This is a genomic window from Pseudomonas sp. SID14000, from assembly GCF_002165135.1.
In the GTDB taxonomy this organism is placed as follows: Bacteria; Pseudomonadota; Gammaproteobacteria; order Pseudomonadales; family Pseudomonadaceae; genus Aquipseudomonas.
The window spans coordinates 462,858-480,405 of sequence record NZ_NFZQ01000001.1; the positions used below are offsets into that span (position 1 = coordinate 462,858).

Sequence of the window (17,548 nt, forward strand, 5' to 3'; positions counted from 1 at the left end):
TCAAAACCTCTTTACCGCAGTTGCCAGCCTCAGGCTGCAAGCTGCAAGACGATCACTTGAGCACGACAGGCCCCGCGTACGGGGCCGTCACTTGCAGCTGTTGTTACTGCGGGTTGGCACGGGTGCTGGACAGCAGTTGCTTGAGGTTGGCTGCCTTCGGCTTGACCAGCCAGAAGCGCCGCACATAGTCGTCCAGGTTCTCCGAGAGCTCACGCCCCCACTCGCTGCCGGTCTCTTCCACGTACTCGGCAAGGACCCGCGCCAGGTGGCTGCGGTAGGCCTCCATCGCTTCACCACTGATACGCTGGATTTCCACCAGCTCATGGTTGAGCTTGTCGACGAAGGTATTGTCCATGTCGAGCACGTAGGCGAAGCCGCCAGTCATGCCAGAACCGAAGTTGTAACCGGTCTTGCCCAGCACGCAGACAAAGCCGCCGGTCATGTATTCACAGCAGTGATCGCCAGTGCCCTCGACAACAGCGTGGGCGCCGGAGTTGCGTACAGCGAAGCGCTCGCCAGCAGTACCGGCAGCGAACAGCTTGCCGCCGGTGGCGCCGTACAGGCAGGTGTTGCCGACGATGGCGCTGTGCTGCGTTTCGAACGGGCTGCCGGCCGGCGGCACGATGGTGACCTTGCCACCGGTCATGCCCTTGCCGACGTAGTCGTTTGCGTCGCCTTCCAGGTGCAGGTTCAGGCCACCGGCGTTCCACACACCGAAGCTCTGGCCCGCAGTACCTTTGAAGCGGAAGGTGATCGGAGCCTCGGCCATGCCTTGGTTGCCGTGCAGGCGGGCGATCTCGCCCGACACGCGCGCACCGATGGAACGGTCGCAGTTGCAGATATCGAGGCTGAACTCGCCACCGGCCAGGTCGCGGATGGCCGGCATGGCCATTTCCACCATCTTCTCGGCCAGCTCGCCCTGGTCGAACGGCGGGTTCCTGTCGACTTCGCAGAACTGCGGCTTGTCAGCCGGGATGTGCGAGCTGCCCAGCAGCGGCGACAGGTCCAGGTACTGCTGGCGCTCGGTGTCGCCTGGCAGTACGTCGAGCAGGTCGGTACGGCCGATCAGCTCACCGAGGCTGCGCACACCCAGTTTGGCCAGCCACTCACGGGTCTCTTCGGCGACGAAGGTGAAGAAGTTGATCACCATGTCGACGGTGCCGATGTAGTGGTCTTTGCGCAGCTTGTCGTTCTGGGTGGCCACGCCTGTGGCGCAGTTGTTCAGATGGCAGATGCGCAGGTACTTGCAGCCCAGGGCGATCATCGGCGCGGTACCGAAGCCGAAGCTTTCGGCGCCGAGGATGGCCGCCTTGATCACGTCCAGACCAGTCTTCAGGCCGCCGTCGGTCTGCACCCGTACCTTGCCGCGCAGGTCGTTGCCGCGCAGGGTCTGGTGGGTCTCGGCCAGGCCCAACTCCCACGGGGCGCCGGCGTACTTGATCGAGGTCAGTGGCGAAGCACCGGTACCACCGTCGTAGCCCGAGATGGTGATCAGGTCGGCATAGGCCTTGGCCACACCGGCGGCGATGGTGCCGACGCCGGCTTCAGCGACCAGCTTGACCGAAACCAGGGCCTGCGGGTTGACCTGCTTGAGGTCGTAGATCAGCTGGGCCAGGTCTTCGATCGAGTAGATGTCGTGGTGCGGCGGTGGCGAGATCAGTGTCACGCCCGGTACCGCGTAGCGCAGCTTGGCGATCAGGCCGTTGACCTTGCCGCCTGGCAGCTGGCCGCCCTCACCGGGCTTGGCGCCCTGGGCAACCTTGATCTGCAGCACTTCGGCGTTGACCAGGTACTCCGGGGTCACGCCAAAGCGGCCGGTGGCCACCTGCTTGATCTTCGAGCTTTTGATGGTGCCGTAGCGCGACGGGTCTTCACCGCCCTCACCGGAGTTGGAGCGCGCGCCCAGGCGGTTCATCGCCTCGGCCAGCGCTTCGTGGGCCTCTGGCGACAGCGCACCCAGCGAGATACCGGCAGAGTCGAAACGCTTGAGGATTGCCTCCAGAGGCTCGACCTGCTCCAGCGGCAGCGGCTGATCGGCCACTTTCACCTTCAGCAGGTCGCGGATCATCGACACCGGACGCTGGTCGACCAGCGTGGTGTATTCCTTGAACTTGGCGTAGTCACCCTGCTGCACGGCAGCCTGCAAGGTGTTGACCACGTCCGGGTTGTAGGCGTGGTATTCGCCACCGTGGACGAACTTCAGCAGGCCACCTTGCTGGATCGGCTTGCGCGCGCTCCAGGCTTCGGCTGCCAGCAGCTTCTGGTCGCTTTCCAGGTCTGCGAAACGCGCACCCTTGATACGGCTGGAAACGCCCTTGAAACTCAGGCCGACCACTTCCTCGGACAGCCCGATGGCTTCGAACAGCTGCGCGCCACGGTACGAGGCGATGGTTGAGATACCCATCTTCGACAGGATCTTCAGCAGGCCTTTGGAGATGCCTTTGCGGTAGTACTTGAAGACTTCGTCCAGGTCACCCAGCACTTCGCCGGTACGGATCAGGTCGGCCAGCACTTCATAGGCCAGGTACGGGTAAACGGCCGAGGCACCGAAGCCCAGCAGCACGGCGAAGTGGTGCGGGTCGCGGGCGGTGGCGGTTTCCACCAGGATGTTGCTGTCGCAACGCAGGCCCTGTTCGGTCAGGCGGTGGTGCACCGCACCCACGGCCAGCGAGGCGTGCACCGGCAGCTTGCCCGGGGCGATGTAGCGGTCGCTCAGCACCAGCTGGGTCTTGCCGGCGCGTACGGCTTCTTCAGCCTGGTCGGCGATGTTGCGGATGGCCGCTTCCAGGCCGACGCTCTCTTCATAGTTGAGGTCGATCAACTGGCGGTCGAAGCCTTCGCGCTCCAGGTTCATCAGCGAACGCCATTTGGCGGGCGAGATGACCGGCGAGCTGAGGATGACCCGCGAAGCGTGCTCTGGGGACTCCTGGAAGATGTTGCGCTCGGCGCCCAGGCAGATTTCCAGGGACATCACGATCGCTTCGCGCAGCGGGTCGATCGGCGGGTTGGTCACCTGGGCGAACTGCTGGCGGAAGAAGTCGTACGGCGAACGCACGCGCTGCGACAGCACGGCCATCGGCGTGTCGTCACCCATCGAACCGACCGCTTCCTGGCCCTGCTCACCCAGCGGGCGCAGCACCTGGTCACGCTCTTCGAAGGTAACCTGGAACATCTTCATGTATTGCTTGAGCTGGTCAGCGTCGTAGCTGGCCACGCCCTGATCGTCGGTCAGCGTCGCCTGGATGCGCGTGGCGTGCTGACGCAGCCAGCGCTTGTAGGGGTGGCGCGACTTCAGGCGGTTGTCGATGGCGTCGGTGTCGAGAATCTGGCCGGTTTCAGTGTCCACAGCGAAGATCTGGCCCGGGCCAACGCGGCCCTTGGCGATGACGTCCTCGGGCTTGTAGTCCCAAACGCCGATTTCCGACGCCAGGGTGATGTAGCCGTTCTTGGTGGTCACCCAGCGCGCCGGGCGCAGGCCGTTACGGTCGAGCAGGCACACCGCGTGACGGCCTTCGGTCATGACGATACCGGCCGGGCCATCCCACGGCTCCATGTGCATGGAGTTGTATTCGTAGAAGGCGCGCAGGTCGGCGTCCATGGTCTCGACGTTCTGCCAGGCTGGCGGTACCAGCATGCGCACGCCACGGAACAGGTCGATGCCACCCGTGACCATCAGCTCGAGCATGTTGTCCATACTCGAGGAGTCGGAGCCGACCCGGTTGACCAGCGGGCCGAGCTCTTCGAGGTCGGGGATCAGGTCGTTGGCGAACTTGGTGCGACGGGCCATGGCCCAGTTGCGGTTGCCGGTGATGGTGTTGATCTCGCCGTTGTGGGCAAGGAAGCGGAACGGCTGCGCCAGCGGCCATTTCGGCAAGGTGTTGGTGGAGAAACGCTGGTGGAACACGCAGATAGCGGTTTGCAGGCGCTCGTCACCCAGGTCCGGGTAGAAGGCCGCGAGATCGCGCGGCATCATCAGGCCTTTGTAGATGATGGTCTTGTGCGAGAAGCTGCAGATGTAGTGGTCGGCGTCGTGGGCGTTGGCCACGGATGAACGACGACGGGCACTGAACAGCTTGATGGCGAATTCCTGATCGCTCAGGCCTTCACCACCGATGAATACCTGCTCGATCTGCGGCAGGCGCTCCAGGGCCAGGCGGCCGAGCACGCTGGTGTCGATCGGCACCTTGCGCCAGCCGACCAGATTCAGGCCGGCAGCGAGGATTTCGCGGTCCATGTTGGCGCGAGCGGCTTCGGCTTTGACCGGGTCCTGGTTGAAGAAAACCATGCCGACGGCGTACTGCTTGGGCAGCTCGACAGCGAAGTGCTCCTGGGCCACGGCACGCAGGAATTGATCGGGCTTCTGCATGAGCAGACCGCAACCGTCACCGGTCTTGCCGTCGGCGTTGATGCCGCCGCGGTGGGTCATGCAAGTCAGGGCTTGCATGGCGGTTTGCAGAAGGTGGTGGCTCGGTTCGCCCGTCATATGGGCGATCAGGCCAAAACCACAGTTGTCCTTGAATTCTTCGGGATGGTACAGACCTGTTTTCATAGACACATTCTCACCAGGTTCACCTCTCAACGGAGGTAAATCTCTTTTTTAACAACCACTTACCATCCACGCCGATCAAACGCCAGCTTTTTGCGGTGGCCATGGAAAACCATTGTTGCACAGCGACAGCGATGCTCACAAATTTTCATGTCTCACCATTGAAAATTTATGTCGCAATTTTGAATGTTTTACGCCATGCGCCGTGATAGCGGCTTGGCTCGAGTCTGAAGCGTTTCAGCCATGACTGCAAGTGAGGCTTGTGGCCGGCAGTCTGGGACAGAAAAGCCTGCCGCGTTCAAACGCAGCAGGCTAGACGAAAAGTCAGGATTCGCTCAGCAACTGGGCGGCGGGGTGATGCCGCCCGGAAGGTATCAGCGGGCCGTGGCCAGCTCTTGTTGGACGCTGCCGACGGTACGTGGCCAAGGTTTACCAGCCTGGACCTTCGCTGGCAAGTTCTTGATTGCCGCAACCGCTGCGTCGCGGTTGGCGAAGTTGCCGTAAGTAACTACGTACAGCGGCTTGCCCTGCAGGTTTTTCTTGAAGTAGCGATAGTCGCCACCCTGGGCCTTGACGAAGGCCTGGGCCGAAGCCTCGGAGCTGGTGCCCAGGATCTGCACCACATAATTGCCCGGTTTCTGCCCGGCATACCAGCCACTGTTGCCGCTACCACCGGCTGCCGGCTTCTCGGCAGGCTTGGCGGCCGGCTTGGCCACGGCGACCTGGGTCGGTGCTGGTGCAGGCTTGGCAGGCGCAACCGGCTTGGCAGGCTGGGTTGCAACAGGTTTTGGCGCAGGCGCAACCGGCTGTGGTTGTGGTTGCGGCTGCACCGGCTGGGCCGGCGCCGTGGCTACAGGCTGGGCAGGTACCGGTGCCGGGCCTGCCGGCACACCTTGCGGCGGCGCGATGGTGGTCACGGTTGGCGGCGGGTTGCCTGGCTGCAGGGCGGTATCACCGGCCGGGCTCCCCTCTTCACCCTCACCCATGCCCGCGGCCTGGGCCAGCGGTTCGCGCATCACCGGTTGCGACTGGCCAACCAGCGGCAACGGCATCGGCTGGGACGAACCCGAAAACTCGATGGCCGGGTTGCCACCATTGGCCTGACCCTCGCCAAGCGGCAACTGGGCCTGGGCGGCCGGCGCTTCGACGGGCGCCTTGTCACCTTTCTTCGGCATCAACACCGCGGCCGCAACGGCGACCACAACCACAGCGGACAGCGCGAGCACATGTTTTTTAGGCATCTTGAACCCCATGGATGGTCGCTTGGCCGTCGAGCGGCTGGCGATCATGGCTTCGATCAAAGTGTCACGGGCGACCTGGTTGATGTTGCCAGGCCAGCCGTCGGAGTTTTCATGGATATCGGCGATCTGTTCACGGCTGAACACCTCGATGCCCCGGCCAGCACCTTCCAGGCGCTGCTCCAGGTACTCGCGGGTTTCTTCTTCACTGTAGGGGGCGAGCTCGATGATGTGGAAGCGTTCTTCCTCGACATTGATCTCCTCCAGCCCGGCAATCAGCGACGGCTCACCGAACAGGAACACATGCGGGCGCCCTTCCGGTACACCCGCCGCCAATTCCAGCAACGCTTGGAGTGCCGACTCGTCGAGTTGTTCCGCATCGTCCACCAGCAAATACACTTCCTGGCCGGTCAGTGCCAGTTGCACTACCTTGGCCAGGATCGCCTGCATTTCGGCCTGGGCCACATCCAGGTTCTGCGCAACCTGGCCGAGTACGCTGGCGGCATCGCTGGCGCCACGGGCGGACACCACCACACTCTGCACCGCCTGCTTGTTGGTGCTGGCCACCAGGGCCTGGCGCAGCAGCGTCTTGCCGCTGCCCAACGGGCCGCTGACAACCAGCATCAGCTGGCTGTAGCGCGCCAGGTGGTGCAGTTGGCCGAGCACAGGCTTGCGCTGGGCCGGGAAAAACTTGAAGCCGGGCACGCGGGGTGCGAACGGATCGTGGCTCAACTGGTAATGGTCGAGAAAGGCCTCATCGGCATGCAAACTGGTCATTGCGCTGTCACAACCTCAAAGCTGGGCCACGATCGCGCGGTAATCCGCCGACAACGTGGCCTGTAAAATCTCTTTCGGATAGTCGTCGGTCACGACGGCCTCGCCCATCTGGCGCAACAGCACCAGACGCAGACGGCCGTCGAGCACCTTCTTGTCGACCGCCATGTGCTCCATGAAATGCGCCGGGGTCATTTCCTGTGGTGGCACCACCGGCAAACCTGCGTCCTGCAACAGGCGGATTCCGCGATCGCGCTCGGCCTGGTCGATCCAGCCAAGGCGCATGGACATCTCCAGGGCCATCACCGTGCCTGCCGCCACGGCTTCGCCATGCAGCCACACGCCGTAACCCATGTGAGTCTCGATGGCATGCCCGAAGGTATGCCCCAGGTTCAGCGTGGCGCGTACGCCAGACTCGCGCTCGTCGGCACCTACCACTGCGGCCTTGGCCGCGCAGGAGCGGCGGATGGCTTCGGTCAGCGCTGCCGGCTCCAGGGCACGCAATGCCTGCATATTGTCCTCGAGCCAGGCGAGGAACGGCTTGTCGCAGATCAGGCCGTACTTGATCACTTCGGCCAGACCTGCGGACAGCTCGCGCGCCGGCAGGGTCTTGAGAGTGGTAGTGTCGATCAGCACTGCATTGGGCTGGTAGAAGGCACCGACCATGTTCTTGCCCAGCGGGTGGTTGATACCGGTCTTGCCGCCGACCGAGGAATCGACCTGGGACAGCAGGGTAGTCGGCACCTGGATGAAATCGACGCCGCGCTGATAGCAGGCGGCGGCGAAGCCGGCCATGTCCCCGATCACGCCGCCGCCCAGGGCGACCACGGTGGTGCGGCGGTCGTGCCGTGCAGTCAGCAGGCCATCGAAGATCAGCTGTAGGGTTTCCCAGTTCTTGTGGGCTTCGCCATCGGGCAATACCACCGGCAGCACCGAATAGGCACCCAGGGTCTTGCTCAAACGCTCGAGATACAGGGGGGCGACGGTCTCGTTGGAAACGATGGCAACCTGCCGCCCGGCGATGTGCGGCGCCAGCAGCTCGGGCTGGTCCAGCAGGCCTTCGCCAATGTAGATCGGGTAGCTACGCTCGCCCAGGTCGACCTTTAATGTCTGCATGTATCCCCACAATGTACTTGGGCGCGGCGCCGTTCGGGCGCCCACGCGGTAACGTTGAACCTCGCCTCGGCGCTGGTGGCCGAGAATAGTCCCAGGCTAACGGGGCGGCAACTGCTGCAAGCGCTCGAGAATATCGATCACCACCATGCGTGGCGGCCGCTCGTCGGTTTCTACCACCAGGTCGGCGATCTCACGATAGAGCGGATCGCGGGCTTCCAGCAGGGCGCGCAAGGTCGCCTCGGGATTGGCGGTGCGCAGCAGGGGGCGATTGCGATCACGCGCGGTGCGGCCAACCTGCTGTTCAACCGAAGCATGCAGGTAGATCACCCGACCACCCTTGTGCAGCGCCTGGCGGTTGGCTTCGCGCATAACCGCACCACCACCGGTCGCCAGGACAACGCCGTCGAGTGCGCACAGCTCGGCGATCATCGCCTGCTCGCGGTCACGAAAACCCGGCTCGCCTTCCTTGTCGAAAATCCACGGGATGTTGGCGCCGCATCGCAGTTCGATTTCCTTGTCGGAATCCTTGAACAGCAGGCGCAGCTCTTTGGCCAATAGGCGTCCGATGGTGCTTTTACCAGCGCCCATGGGCCCCACAAGTATCAAATTTCGCACAGAATCAACGACTCACAGCAATCGCCTGGTCACTCATGATACGCGGAGTCAGGAAGACCAGCAGCTCGGATTTTTTCTCTTGTAATGCATCGCGTCGAAACAGCCGCCCAACATACGGCAGATCACCGAAAAATGGCACCTTGTCGACAATATTGTTTTGCGAAGTCGAGTACACGCCACCGATCACGATCGTTTCGCCATCAGCCACGCGAACCTTGGCATTTACCTCGTTCTTGCGGATCGGCGGTACATTGTTCAAGGCATTGACGTAGTCCGGCTCGTCCTTGGTCACCCTGACGGTCATGATCACCTTGTTGTCCGGGGTGATCTGCGGGGTCACCTCCAGGGACAGCGAGGCTTCGCGGAACGCTACCGAGGTGGCGCCACTCTTGCTGGTTTCCTGGTATGGCACCTCGGTGCCCTTGAGGATCCTGGCCGTTTCCTTGTCGGCCGTGACTACCTTGGGCTGCGAGATGATCTCGCCGTTACCGCTCTTTTCCATGGCACTGAGCTCCAGGTCGAGCAGCACGCCGCCGCGCAGCAGCCCCAGGCCGACGCTGCTGCCCACGCGCTCCACCCCAAGGTCGACGAACAGGTCCTTGCCCGGCTGCGGGTTTTCAACGTATAGCGGCGCTCCCCAGCGTACCCCCAGGCTTTTCTCGTAATCGACGTTGGCCTCGACGATACGCGCCTCGATCGCCACCTGGCGCACCGGCACGTCCAGCTGCGCCACCAGTTGCCGCAACTCGGCAAGGCGCTCGGCAGGCTGGTGCACCACCAGCGTATTGGTGCGTTCATCGACACTCAGGCTACCCCGCCCGGTGAGGATGCCGTCATCCGCCAGGCTCGCCAGCAGCAGCTCCGCCAGCTCGGCGGCCTTGGCGTGATGGATGGGCAACAGCTCCCGGCGCAACGGCTGCAACTGCGCATCCAGCGTCTGGCCCACGCGGGCATCGACAGACTGCGCGGCAAACTCGGCCGCAGGGGCCACCAGCAGCACATTACCCTCCTGGCGCCGGACCAGGCCCTTGCTGCGCAGCACCAGCTCCAGCGCCTGGTCCCACGGCACATCCTGCAAACGCAAGGTGACGCTACCCTGCACGGCATCACTGGCGACCAGGTTGACCCCGGCATAGTCAGCCAGTACCTGCAGCACCGAGCGCACTTCCACATCCTGGAAGTTCAGCGTCAGTGGTTCACCCTGATACGGCACCGCCGACGCCAGCGGGATCGGCAGCAGGGCCGCCAGCCCCCATTTCATCAACTTTTTCATCTTGGTCCGGGGCCTCCTTGCCCAGGCGCTTTGCAAGGGTTATGAATGCCGTGCGTTCCTGCCACACTCCTGCCATGAACAGCCGTTCGCGTACTTCGACATGGCTTTGCTCGACCTTAGCCACCACACCCTGGTCACGCCCGACCCGGTCCCCCGGACGCACGCGATAAAGCCTGCCAGCCGCCATTAGCAGAGCTTCGTGCGCCGCCCCACGCGACAGGCTGCCGACCATCTCCAGCTGCGCCAAAGGCACGCCGGCTAACCCGGAGCCCGTCAATCGCGTCGACCCGGGCGCAAACAGGTCGACTGCGGGCGCTGCCGTCACACCCCTGGCTGGCATGCGCGCAAGCACAGCAGGTGCCGGCATGGGTGCCAGCGCCTGATAGGCATCAACCCGCACCTGCAGGCGCAGCAGGCCAGGCTGGCCATCGGCCGCAGCCAGCTTCAGGTCACCACTGCGTAGCACACGCGCCTGGCCCAACCAGTCGTCCAGCCACTGGCGCAAGGCCGCGTAACGCCCCACCACCTGTAGCTCCAGCGGTACCTTGCGGAAACCGGCCTGTTGTTCGCCTTCATGTACATCGAACCGCTCGATGAGCAAGCCATGCGCATGCCCCGAAGCCGCCAGGCGGTCGAGCAGGTCGCTCATGCCCTCCCCGGCCGCCAGGTACCAGTGCGCCTCCTGCAAGCGTTGCTCGGCAATGGCCACCGACGCCTGGAGCTGCTCCAGCGCCGCCAGCTGCACCAGGCTGGCTGACTGTCGTTCGTTCAGCTCGGCGCGCCGAGCCTCCTCCTGTGCCTGCTGCTGCAACACTGTCGGCAGACGTATCACGCAGCCAAGGCCGAACAACACCACGGCCACCAACAATGGCGCCAGTTGCCTGAAGCAGCTGGAGCGCTCGGCCACGGCCAGCCAGCCGAGCAACTGTGCCGCATTCACGACCAGAACGCCGAAACGCGGGCGCCAAGCAGGAATTCATCGCCGTCCGGCAGGCTCCTGATGCGCTTGAGCTCCAGACCGAGCAACGCACTCGAGCGGCTCAGATCACGCATGAACTGCGCGACCACGGCAGCGGACGTGGCCAGCCCGGTCATCTGCAGGCGACCGTCTTCCAGGCTGAGGTCGAGCAGTTGCACACCCACTGGCAACGCCCTCTCGAGGTCAGCGAACACGCCAACCAGGACATCCTGATGAGCGCGCAGGCCTTCCAGCGCCGCAGCACGTGCCAGTAGCGCCTCATGCTGCGCACGCACGCCGGCCAGCGGCTGCAATTGCTCGCCCAACACTTCAAGGGCTGCCTGGCGCCGGCTATTGGCCAGCGCCTGCTGCTGCCCGCGCTGGCGGGCCAACTGGTCAACCAGCGTCACGGCACACAGGGCCAGCAGCGCGCCGGCGACCAGTCGCCTGCGAAAACAGCGCAACGCCGCCTGGCGCTGCCGTTCGCGCCAGGGCAAAAGGTTCAGGCGCATCATCGGCGCAACCCTCCAAGGGCCAGGGCGCACGCCAGGATCATCGCGCCATCGACCCGTTCCAGGCCCGCTAGATCAGGCACCCGGCGACACGGCAGGTTCAACCGGGAGCCGAGGCTCTGCAGCCGGCCCGGCTCGATCGGCGAATGGCTGGCGACCAGCAGGCAATCGGGCAATGGCTCACCAACGAACAGGGCCTGCAGGCGCTCCGGCAGCGCTCCCGTTATCGTCGACATCCCCAGGCTCAGCTCAAGCCGTTGCTGCGGCCGACCCGACTGCCAGCCATAAAGGGTGGTGCCATGCGCCTCGATACGCAGCAGCACCAACCCCTGCTGACTGCCCTGCGGCAGCATGCGCCCCAAGGCAATGCTGTCGACCTCCACGGCCTCCAGTTGCAACCCGGCCTCCTGGACAAGACTTTCAAGTGGCGCCAGCGCACTCTGCCGACACGCAGCCACCATTACCTCGGCGCAACCTGGCTGGACACCGGAGGCCCCCATGACCTGAAAATCCAGGGCCAGGTCCTCCAGCGGAAACGGGAACAGCCGTTCGGCGTCAGCCAGCAGCTGCGCCTCCATTTCCGCCCCATCCTGTTCCACTGGCAGGTGGCACAGCTTGCAGATTACCTGGTTGGCCGGCAGTGCCAGCGCTACCCGGCGCTGCCTGAGACCACTGCGTCGGTAGGCACGCCTCAAGGCAGCCACCACGGAGGCTGGCTCTGTTGCCCAATCACTGCCAGCCGCCGATTCAAACGGTTCCTCTACCGAGGCAAGCACCCTGCAGCGCCGGTTACGTCGCTGCAGTTGCACAATACGAACGGTATCAGGGGCAATTTCCACCCCTACGAGTGAACCGGCATCCTTGCCGAAGCGTCCTAACATCGTGGCATCCTTGTTGTCTGTCGCCGCTGTCTGTCTCAACCCCGCGTCAACACTGGGCCGCGCCGGCCCATCAAGGCGACGGGCAGCCTGGCCGGTAACCCGGATAGACGAAAAAATGCTTATAATGCCCAGCGTTTTCTGGTCCGCTGGACCTGCGTGCAATCCACTCCCAACCTGGACACCGAAAAGCCTTGATACGCCTGCTGAAGTTCTTCTGGTGGTCTTCCGTCGCAGTCATCTGCGCGCTCGTACTCGGTGTGAGCGGTGCATTTCTGTATCTTAGTCCCAACCTGCCCTCGGTCGAGTCGCTCAGAAGCATCCAGTTGCAGATCCCTCTCAGGGTGTACAGCAGCGACGGCAAGCTGATTGCCGAGTTCGGCGAAATGCGTCGCTCGCCGATTCGCTTCGCGGAAATTCCCCCACAGTTCATCCAGGCGCTTCTGTCGGCCGAGGACGACAACTTCCTCAACCACTATGGTGTCGACCCCAGCAGCCTGATGCGCGCCGCGACCCAGCTGGTGAAAACCGGGCATATCCAGACCGGCGGCAGTACCATCACCATGCAGGTGGCGAAGAACTTCTTCCTTACCAGCGAGCGCAGCTTCTCGCGCAAGACCAACGAGATCCTGCTGGCCCTGCAGATCGAGCGTGAGCTGACCAAGGACGAGATCCTCGAGCTGTACGTGAACAAGATCTACCTGGGCAACCGCGCCTACGGCATCGACGCCGCCGCGCAGGTGTACTACGGCAAGTCGATCCGCGACGTGAGCCTGGCGCAGATGGCGATGATCGCCGGTCTGCCCAAGGCACCCTCGCGCTTCAACCCGCTGGCCAACCCGGTACGCGCCAAGGAGCGCCGCGACTGGATCCTCGGCCGCATGTACAAGCTGGGCAAGATCGACGAAGCCAGCTACCAGGCAGCCCTCGCCGAGCCGCTCAACGCCAGTTACCACGTGCCCACGCCTGAAGTGAATGCGCCCTACATCGCCGAAATGGCCCGCGCCGAAATGGTCGGCCGCTATGGCAGCGACGCCTACACCGAAGGCTTCCGCGTCACCACCACGGTGCCCAGCGACATGCAGGAAATGGCCAACAAGGCCATCCTCAACGGCCTCTCCGACTATGACGAGCGCCACGGCTACCGCGGCCCCGAGGCTCGCTTCCCGGGCCGCACCCAGGCCGACTGGCTGCAGGAACTGGGCAAGCAGCGCAGCCTTGGCGGCCTGGAGCCGGCCATCGTCACCCAGGTCGAAAAAAACGGCCTCAAGGTGCTGACCCGTAGCGGCCAGGAAGAACTGGTCGCCTGGGACACCATGAAATGGGCGCGCCCGTTCATCAACAGCAACTCCCAGGGCCGTGCACCGCAGTCACCGGCGGACGTGGCCCAGGTCGGCGACCTGGTGCGCCTGCAGCGCCTGGAAGATGGCAAGCTCAAGTTCAGCCAGGTACCTGGCGCGCAGAGTGCGCTGGTCACCCTCGACCCTTACAACGGCGCCATCCGCGCTCTGGTCGGCGGCTTCTCGTTCGAGCAGAGCAACTACAACCGCGCCATGCAGGCCAAGCGTCAACCGGGCTCGAGCTTCAAGCCGTTCGTCTACAGTGCCGCGCTGGATAGTGGCTATACCGCATCCAGCCTGGTCAACGACGCTCCGATCGTGTTCGTCGACGAGTACCTGGACAAGGTCTGGCGGCCAAAGAACGATACCAACACCTTCCTGGGCCCGATCCGCATGCGCGAGGCGCTGTACAAGTCGCGCAACCTGGTATCGATCCGCCTGTTGCAGGCCATGGGCGTGGACCGCACCATCGACTACATCGCCAAGTTCGGTTTCAACAAGCAGGACCTGCCACGCAACCTGTCGCTGGCACTGGGCACCGCCACCCTGACCCCGATGGAAATCGCCACCGGGTGGAGCACCTTTGCCAACGGCGGCTACAAGATCACCCCGTACCTGATCGAGCGCATCGAAAGCCGCAACGGCGAGACGCTGTTCACGGCAAACCCTGCCCGGGTACCGCAAGGCGCCGAGGACCAGGCAGGCCTGGCCGCACCCGAACAGCCGATCAGCACTGTAGCCATGCCGGGTGAGGCACCCGCTGCCTTCAACCAGGTGACGCCTGCAGCGCAGGCGCCGGCCGCGGCCGAGCGGATCATCGACGCTCGCACCACCTACATCCTCACCAGCATGCTGCAGGACGTGATCAAGCGCGGTACCGGCCGCCGGGCGCTGGCCTTGGGCCGCACCGACCTGGCAGGCAAGACCGGCACCACCAACGAGTCCAAGGACGCCTGGTTCTCCGGCTACAACGCCGACTACGTGACCACCGTGTGGGTCGGTTTCGACCAGCCCGAAACCCTTGGTCGCCGCGAATACGGCGGCACGGTGGCACTACCGATCTGGATGAGTTTCATGGGTGCGGCGCTCAAGGACAAGCCCGAACACGCGCCTGCAGAGCCGGAGGGCATCCTCAGCCTGCGCGTGGATCCGGTCAGTGGCCGCGCGGCCTCGCCGAGCACACCGAATGCCTACTTCGAGCTGTTCAAGGCCGAAGACTCGCCGCCGTCGGTGGACGAACTGGGCACTGGCGCGACACCGGGCAGCCCGCTGCCGGCGGATGAAGCGGCGCCGATGGATCTGTTCTGACCTTGCTTTAAAGCCTGGGGGCTGGCAGCTGCTCGCCTCAGGATTTAGGTGATGCACAAATCTAGCGCCGCCCGCGCGGCGCTTCGCGGCACAAGGCCGCTCCCACATTTGTTGCAACGTGCCGAACCTGTCAGGCCATGGTTGCCCGCCTTGGTGCATGACTTGAGGCAGACAAGGCGGCATCAGTGCCCAGCTCAGAATCCAGTCATGCCAACAAGGCTGACAACCATGGCCTAACAGACATGGCCACGTTGCAACAAATGTGGGAGCGGGCTTGCCCCGCGAAGCGCCGCGCGGGCGGCGCTCGATCTCCCAGGCGCAAAAACTGCTGCGGCGAACCCCTACCGCCCTGACACATTCCCACAAAAAAGCCCCGACTCTTGCGAGCCGGGGCTTCTTCATGTCGCTACAGCGGCAATCAGCCGTTGAACACGTCATCCACACTGGTCAGCGGGTAGTGCTTCGGATACGGCAGGGTAGCCACGCCGGATTCGATGGCGGCCTTGGCCACAGCGTCGGAAACGACGGTAATCAGGCGTGCGTCCAGCGGCTTCGGAATGATGTACTCACGGCCGAACTCCAGGCCTTCGACGCCGTAGGCATCGCAGACTTCCTTCGGCACTGGCAGCTTGGCCAGGTCTTTGAGGGCGATGGCGGCGGCGATCTTCATTTCTTCATTGATGCGCTTGGCGCGAACGTCCAGGGCACCCCGGAAGATGAACGGGAAGCCCAGTACGTTGTTGACCTGGTTCGGGTAGTCGGAACGACCGGTAGCCATGATCACGTCGCTGCGAGTGGCGTGAGCCAGCTCTGGCGAGATTTCCGGGTCCGGGTTCGAGCAGGCGAACACGATCGGGTTGGCAGCCATCGACTTCAGGCCTTCGGCGCTCAGCAGGTTCGGGCCGGAGAGGCCTACGAACACATCGGCACCGTCGAGGGCGTCAGCCAGGGTGCGCTTGTCGGTAGCGTGGGCGAACTGCGCCTTGTACTGGTTCAGGTCGTCACGGCCAGCGTGGATCACGCCGCTGCGGTCGATCATGTAGATGTTTTCGACCTTGGCACCCATGCTCACCAGCAACTTCATGCAGGAGATGGCGGCAGCGCCGGCGCCCAGGCAGACGATTCTGGCGTCTTCCAGCTTCTTGCCGGCGATTTCCAGGGCGTTGATCATGCCGGCCGCGGTCACGATGGCGGTACCGTGCTGGTCATCGTGGAATACCGGGATGTCGCACTGTTCGATCAGGGTGCGCTCGATTTCAAAGCACTCAGGCGCCTTGATGTCTTCGAGGTTGATGCCACCGAAGGTGATCGAAATGCGGCGAACGGTGTCGATGAACGCTTGTGGGCTTTCCGATTCGACTTCGATGTCGAACACGTCGATACCGGCGAAACGCTTGAACAGAACACCCTTGCCTTCCATGACCGGCTTGGAGGCCAGTGGGCCGAGGTCGCCCAGACCGAGGATGGCGGTGCCATCGGAAATCACCGCAACCAGGTTGCCTTTGCCGGTGTATTTGTAAGCCAGCTCTGGATCACGGCCGATTTCACGCACGGGCTCAGCAACACCTGGGCTGTAGGCCAGGGCGAGATCACGGGCGGTAGCAGTGGGCTTGGAAAGTTCGACGCTCAGTTTCCCCGGACGAGGTTGGGCGTGATATTCGAGAGCGGCGGTTTTCAGGTCTGACATGGTGGGCATTCCGCTATTTACTGTTCTGACGGACCGCCGAGGATACGCAAAGAGCCGGGGAGCCACAAGACTGGTCGGTCACTTGTGTCAAGGCCTTTAGCCTACGACTTTACGCTATAACCCACGGGGCATACGACCAACAGTGTGTACAATCCGATAGCGAAATGTCTACATCTTTTAGCCTTAAATGCGCTCCAACATACTCGGATCGGTCAATGGCAACACCCAGCGTCGCTGCCCGGGCTTGAGACCACCCTTGCGGGAACGATCCAGCACCCAGCCACGCGCCTCGACCTGGCGTCCCTTGAGGTTATCGAAGAAGCTGGCGGGGAAGTTACGTTGCAGACGAGCGGGAACCTGCAGCACCACAGCGCTGTCCAGGTTCAGCCAGACCCCGCCACGGTTACGCTCCACGCCTTCGATACGGCCCGCAATGACCGCGAAACCCGAGTGCCGGACGTCCCCCGCACGCACCACCGGCGAACGACGCCAAAGACCGGCGCCAGCCTTGCGCGCCACCTGCTCGGCAACCAGCTGGCAACCGCTGAGGCGTACATTGGGAGCAACCGCCACGCGGTAGCCCAAGCCCTCGCTGAGCAATTGTGCTTCCAGATTGTCGCCATTGCGGCCGTAGATATGCGCCAGCGTACGGCCGTATTTGTCCTTGCCCTCGATGCCCGGCACCAGCCCGACACGCCCGTCACTGGCCTTGACCAATGCCTGCAGGCGCTGCCTGGCGGCCTCGGCATAGGGCTCGCTGGTGCGCCCATTGCGGCCGATTTCCGGGGCATTGATGCCGATAAGCCGCACGCTGCGACCATCGACCAGGCGCAAGGTATCGCCATCCACCACCTGTCGTACCGCCACCTGCTGAGGGCTGTCCGGTAGCGGGCAGAACGCCAGGGCCGGGAAATGCCAGATGACGCCCATAAAAAAGGCGCCCACAAGGGGCGCCTTTTTTTGCAGCAATGCGAAACCCGAGGGGTTCGCCATGCGCATGATTACTTCTTGGTACCGAACATACCGAAGCGATCGGCGAACTTCTGTACGCGACCACCGGTGTCCAGGACTTTCTGCTTACCGGTGTAGAACGGGTGGCACAGGTTGCAAACGTCGATCGCCAGGGTGCTGCCCAGGGTCGAACGAGTTTCAAACTTGTTGCCGCAGCTGCAGGTGACTGCAACTACTTCGTAGTTCGGATGAATATCTGCTTTCATGGTCACTTCCTCGAGCTGCGTGCCGCCACCCAACACCAATTGTTGAATACCGCACGTAATTAGGCGGCGAATAATACCAGAGCATC

At 63.5% G+C, this 17,548-nt stretch carries 12 protein-coding genes; 1 reads left to right on the plus strand and 11 read right to left on the minus strand.

The window, feature by feature from the left end; translation table 11 throughout:
* Positions 1 to 103: 103 nt before the first annotated feature.
* The 8 genes from gltB to pilM all read right to left on the minus strand — a co-directional run bounded on the left by gltB (position 104) and on the right by pilM (position 11,913).
* Positions 104 to 4,549 (minus strand): glutamate synthase large subunit, encoded by a 4,446-nt coding sequence (gene gltB / locus CAY82_RS02070; RefSeq protein WP_087499726.1) that lies wholly within the window; start codon positions 4,547 to 4,549, stop codon positions 104 to 106.
* Positions 4,550 to 4,920: 371 nt separating this feature from the next.
* On the minus strand, positions 4,921 to 6,561 hold the full coding sequence (locus tag CAY82_RS02075) for an SPOR domain-containing protein (RefSeq protein WP_087499727.1): 1,641 nt from the start codon (positions 6,559 to 6,561) through the stop codon (positions 4,921 to 4,923).
* 15 nt (positions 6,562 to 6,576) lie between these two features.
* A complete protein-coding gene (aroB, locus tag CAY82_RS02080) occupies positions 6,577 to 7,674 on the minus strand; it encodes a 3-dehydroquinate synthase (protein ID WP_087499728.1) in 1,098 nt (365 codons plus the stop codon).
* A gap of 96 nt (positions 7,675 to 7,770) precedes the next feature.
* On the minus strand, positions 7,771 to 8,289 hold the full coding sequence (aroK, locus tag CAY82_RS02085) for a shikimate kinase AroK (RefSeq protein ID WP_087499729.1): 519 nt from the start codon (positions 8,287 to 8,289) through the stop codon (positions 7,771 to 7,773).
* Positions 8,290 to 8,293: 4 nt separating this feature from the next.
* Positions 8,294 to 9,562 carry a type IV pilus secretin PilQ gene (locus tag CAY82_RS02090; protein WP_087499730.1) on the minus strand — a complete coding sequence of 423 codons (1,269 nt, stop codon included), beginning with the start codon at positions 9,560 to 9,562 and terminating at the stop codon, positions 8,294 to 8,296.
* Positions 9,486 to 10,487 (minus strand): pilus assembly protein PilP, encoded by a 1,002-nt coding sequence (locus tag CAY82_RS02095; protein ID WP_087499848.1) that lies wholly within the window; start codon positions 10,485 to 10,487, stop codon positions 9,486 to 9,488. The genes CAY82_RS02090 and CAY82_RS02095 overlap by 77 nt, the downstream gene beginning before the upstream one ends.
* 11 nt (positions 10,488 to 10,498) lie before the next feature.
* Positions 10,499 to 11,035, minus strand: a complete 537-nt coding sequence (locus CAY82_RS02100) for a PilN domain-containing protein (RefSeq protein ID WP_087499731.1) — start codon at positions 11,033 to 11,035, stop codon at positions 10,499 to 10,501.
* Positions 11,032 to 11,913 (minus strand): type IV pilus biogenesis protein PilM, encoded by an 882-nt coding sequence (gene pilM, locus CAY82_RS02105; protein WP_087499732.1) that lies wholly within the window; start codon positions 11,911 to 11,913, stop codon positions 11,032 to 11,034. The genes CAY82_RS02100 and pilM overlap by 4 nt, the downstream gene beginning before the upstream one ends.
* A 191-nt stretch (positions 11,914 to 12,104) precedes the next feature.
* On the opposite strand from pilM, the gene CAY82_RS02110 reads away from it, so the two are divergent.
* Positions 12,105 to 14,558 carry a penicillin-binding protein 1A gene (locus tag CAY82_RS02110; RefSeq protein ID WP_087499733.1) on the plus strand — a complete coding sequence of 818 codons (2,454 nt, stop codon included), beginning with the start codon at positions 12,105 to 12,107 and terminating at the stop codon, positions 14,556 to 14,558.
* A 418-nt stretch (positions 14,559 to 14,976) separates the two neighbouring features.
* On the opposite strand, the gene CAY82_RS02115 is transcribed toward CAY82_RS02110, so the two are convergent.
* The 3 genes from CAY82_RS02115 to rpmE all read right to left on the minus strand — a co-directional run bounded on the left by CAY82_RS02115 (position 14,977) and on the right by rpmE (position 17,462).
* Positions 14,977 to 16,245, minus strand: coding sequence for a malic enzyme-like NAD(P)-binding protein (locus CAY82_RS02115; protein WP_087499734.1), 1,269 nt, complete (start codon positions 16,243 to 16,245; stop codon positions 14,977 to 14,979).
* 183 nt (positions 16,246 to 16,428) lie between these two features.
* Complete coding sequence (locus CAY82_RS02120) at positions 16,429 to 17,244, minus strand: thermonuclease family protein (protein ID WP_087499735.1); 816 nt, start codon at positions 17,242 to 17,244, stop codon at positions 16,429 to 16,431.
* A gap of 2 nt (positions 17,245 to 17,246) precedes the next feature.
* Entirely contained in the window at positions 17,247 to 17,462 is a 216-nt protein-coding gene (rpmE, locus tag CAY82_RS02125) for a 50S ribosomal protein L31 (RefSeq protein WP_003257833.1), read from the minus strand.
* Positions 17,463 to 17,548 lie beyond the last annotated feature (86 nt).

Coding starts and splice junctions, on each gene's coding strand:
- gltB (WP_087499726.1), bottom strand. CDS start 4,549: ATGAAAACAGGTCTGTACCATCCCGAAGAATTCAAGGACAACTGTGGT.
- CAY82_RS02075 (WP_087499727.1), bottom strand. CDS start 6,561: ATGACCAGTTTGCATGCCGATGAGGCCTTTCTCGACCATTACCAGTTG.
- aroB (WP_087499728.1), bottom strand. CDS start 7,674: ATGCAGACATTAAAGGTCGACCTGGGCGAGCGTAGCTACCCGATCTAC.
- CAY82_RS02090 (WP_087499730.1), bottom strand. CDS start 9,562: ATGAAAAAGTTGATGAAATGGGGGCTGGCGGCCCTGCTGCCGATCCCG.
- CAY82_RS02100 (WP_087499731.1), bottom strand. CDS start 11,035: ATGATGCGCCTGAACCTTTTGCCCTGGCGCGAACGGCAGCGCCAGGCG.
- pilM (WP_087499732.1), bottom strand. CDS start 11,913: ATGTTAGGACGCTTCGGCAAGGATGCCGGTTCACTCGTAGGGGTGGAA.
- CAY82_RS02115 (WP_087499734.1), bottom strand. CDS start 16,245: ATGTCAGACCTGAAAACCGCCGCTCTCGAATATCACGCCCAACCTCGT.
- CAY82_RS02120 (WP_087499735.1), bottom strand. CDS start 17,244: ATGCGCATGGCGAACCCCTCGGGTTTCGCATTGCTGCAAAAAAAGGCG.
- rpmE (WP_003257833.1), bottom strand. CDS start 17,462: ATGAAAGCAGATATTCATCCGAACTACGAAGTAGTTGCAGTCACCTGC.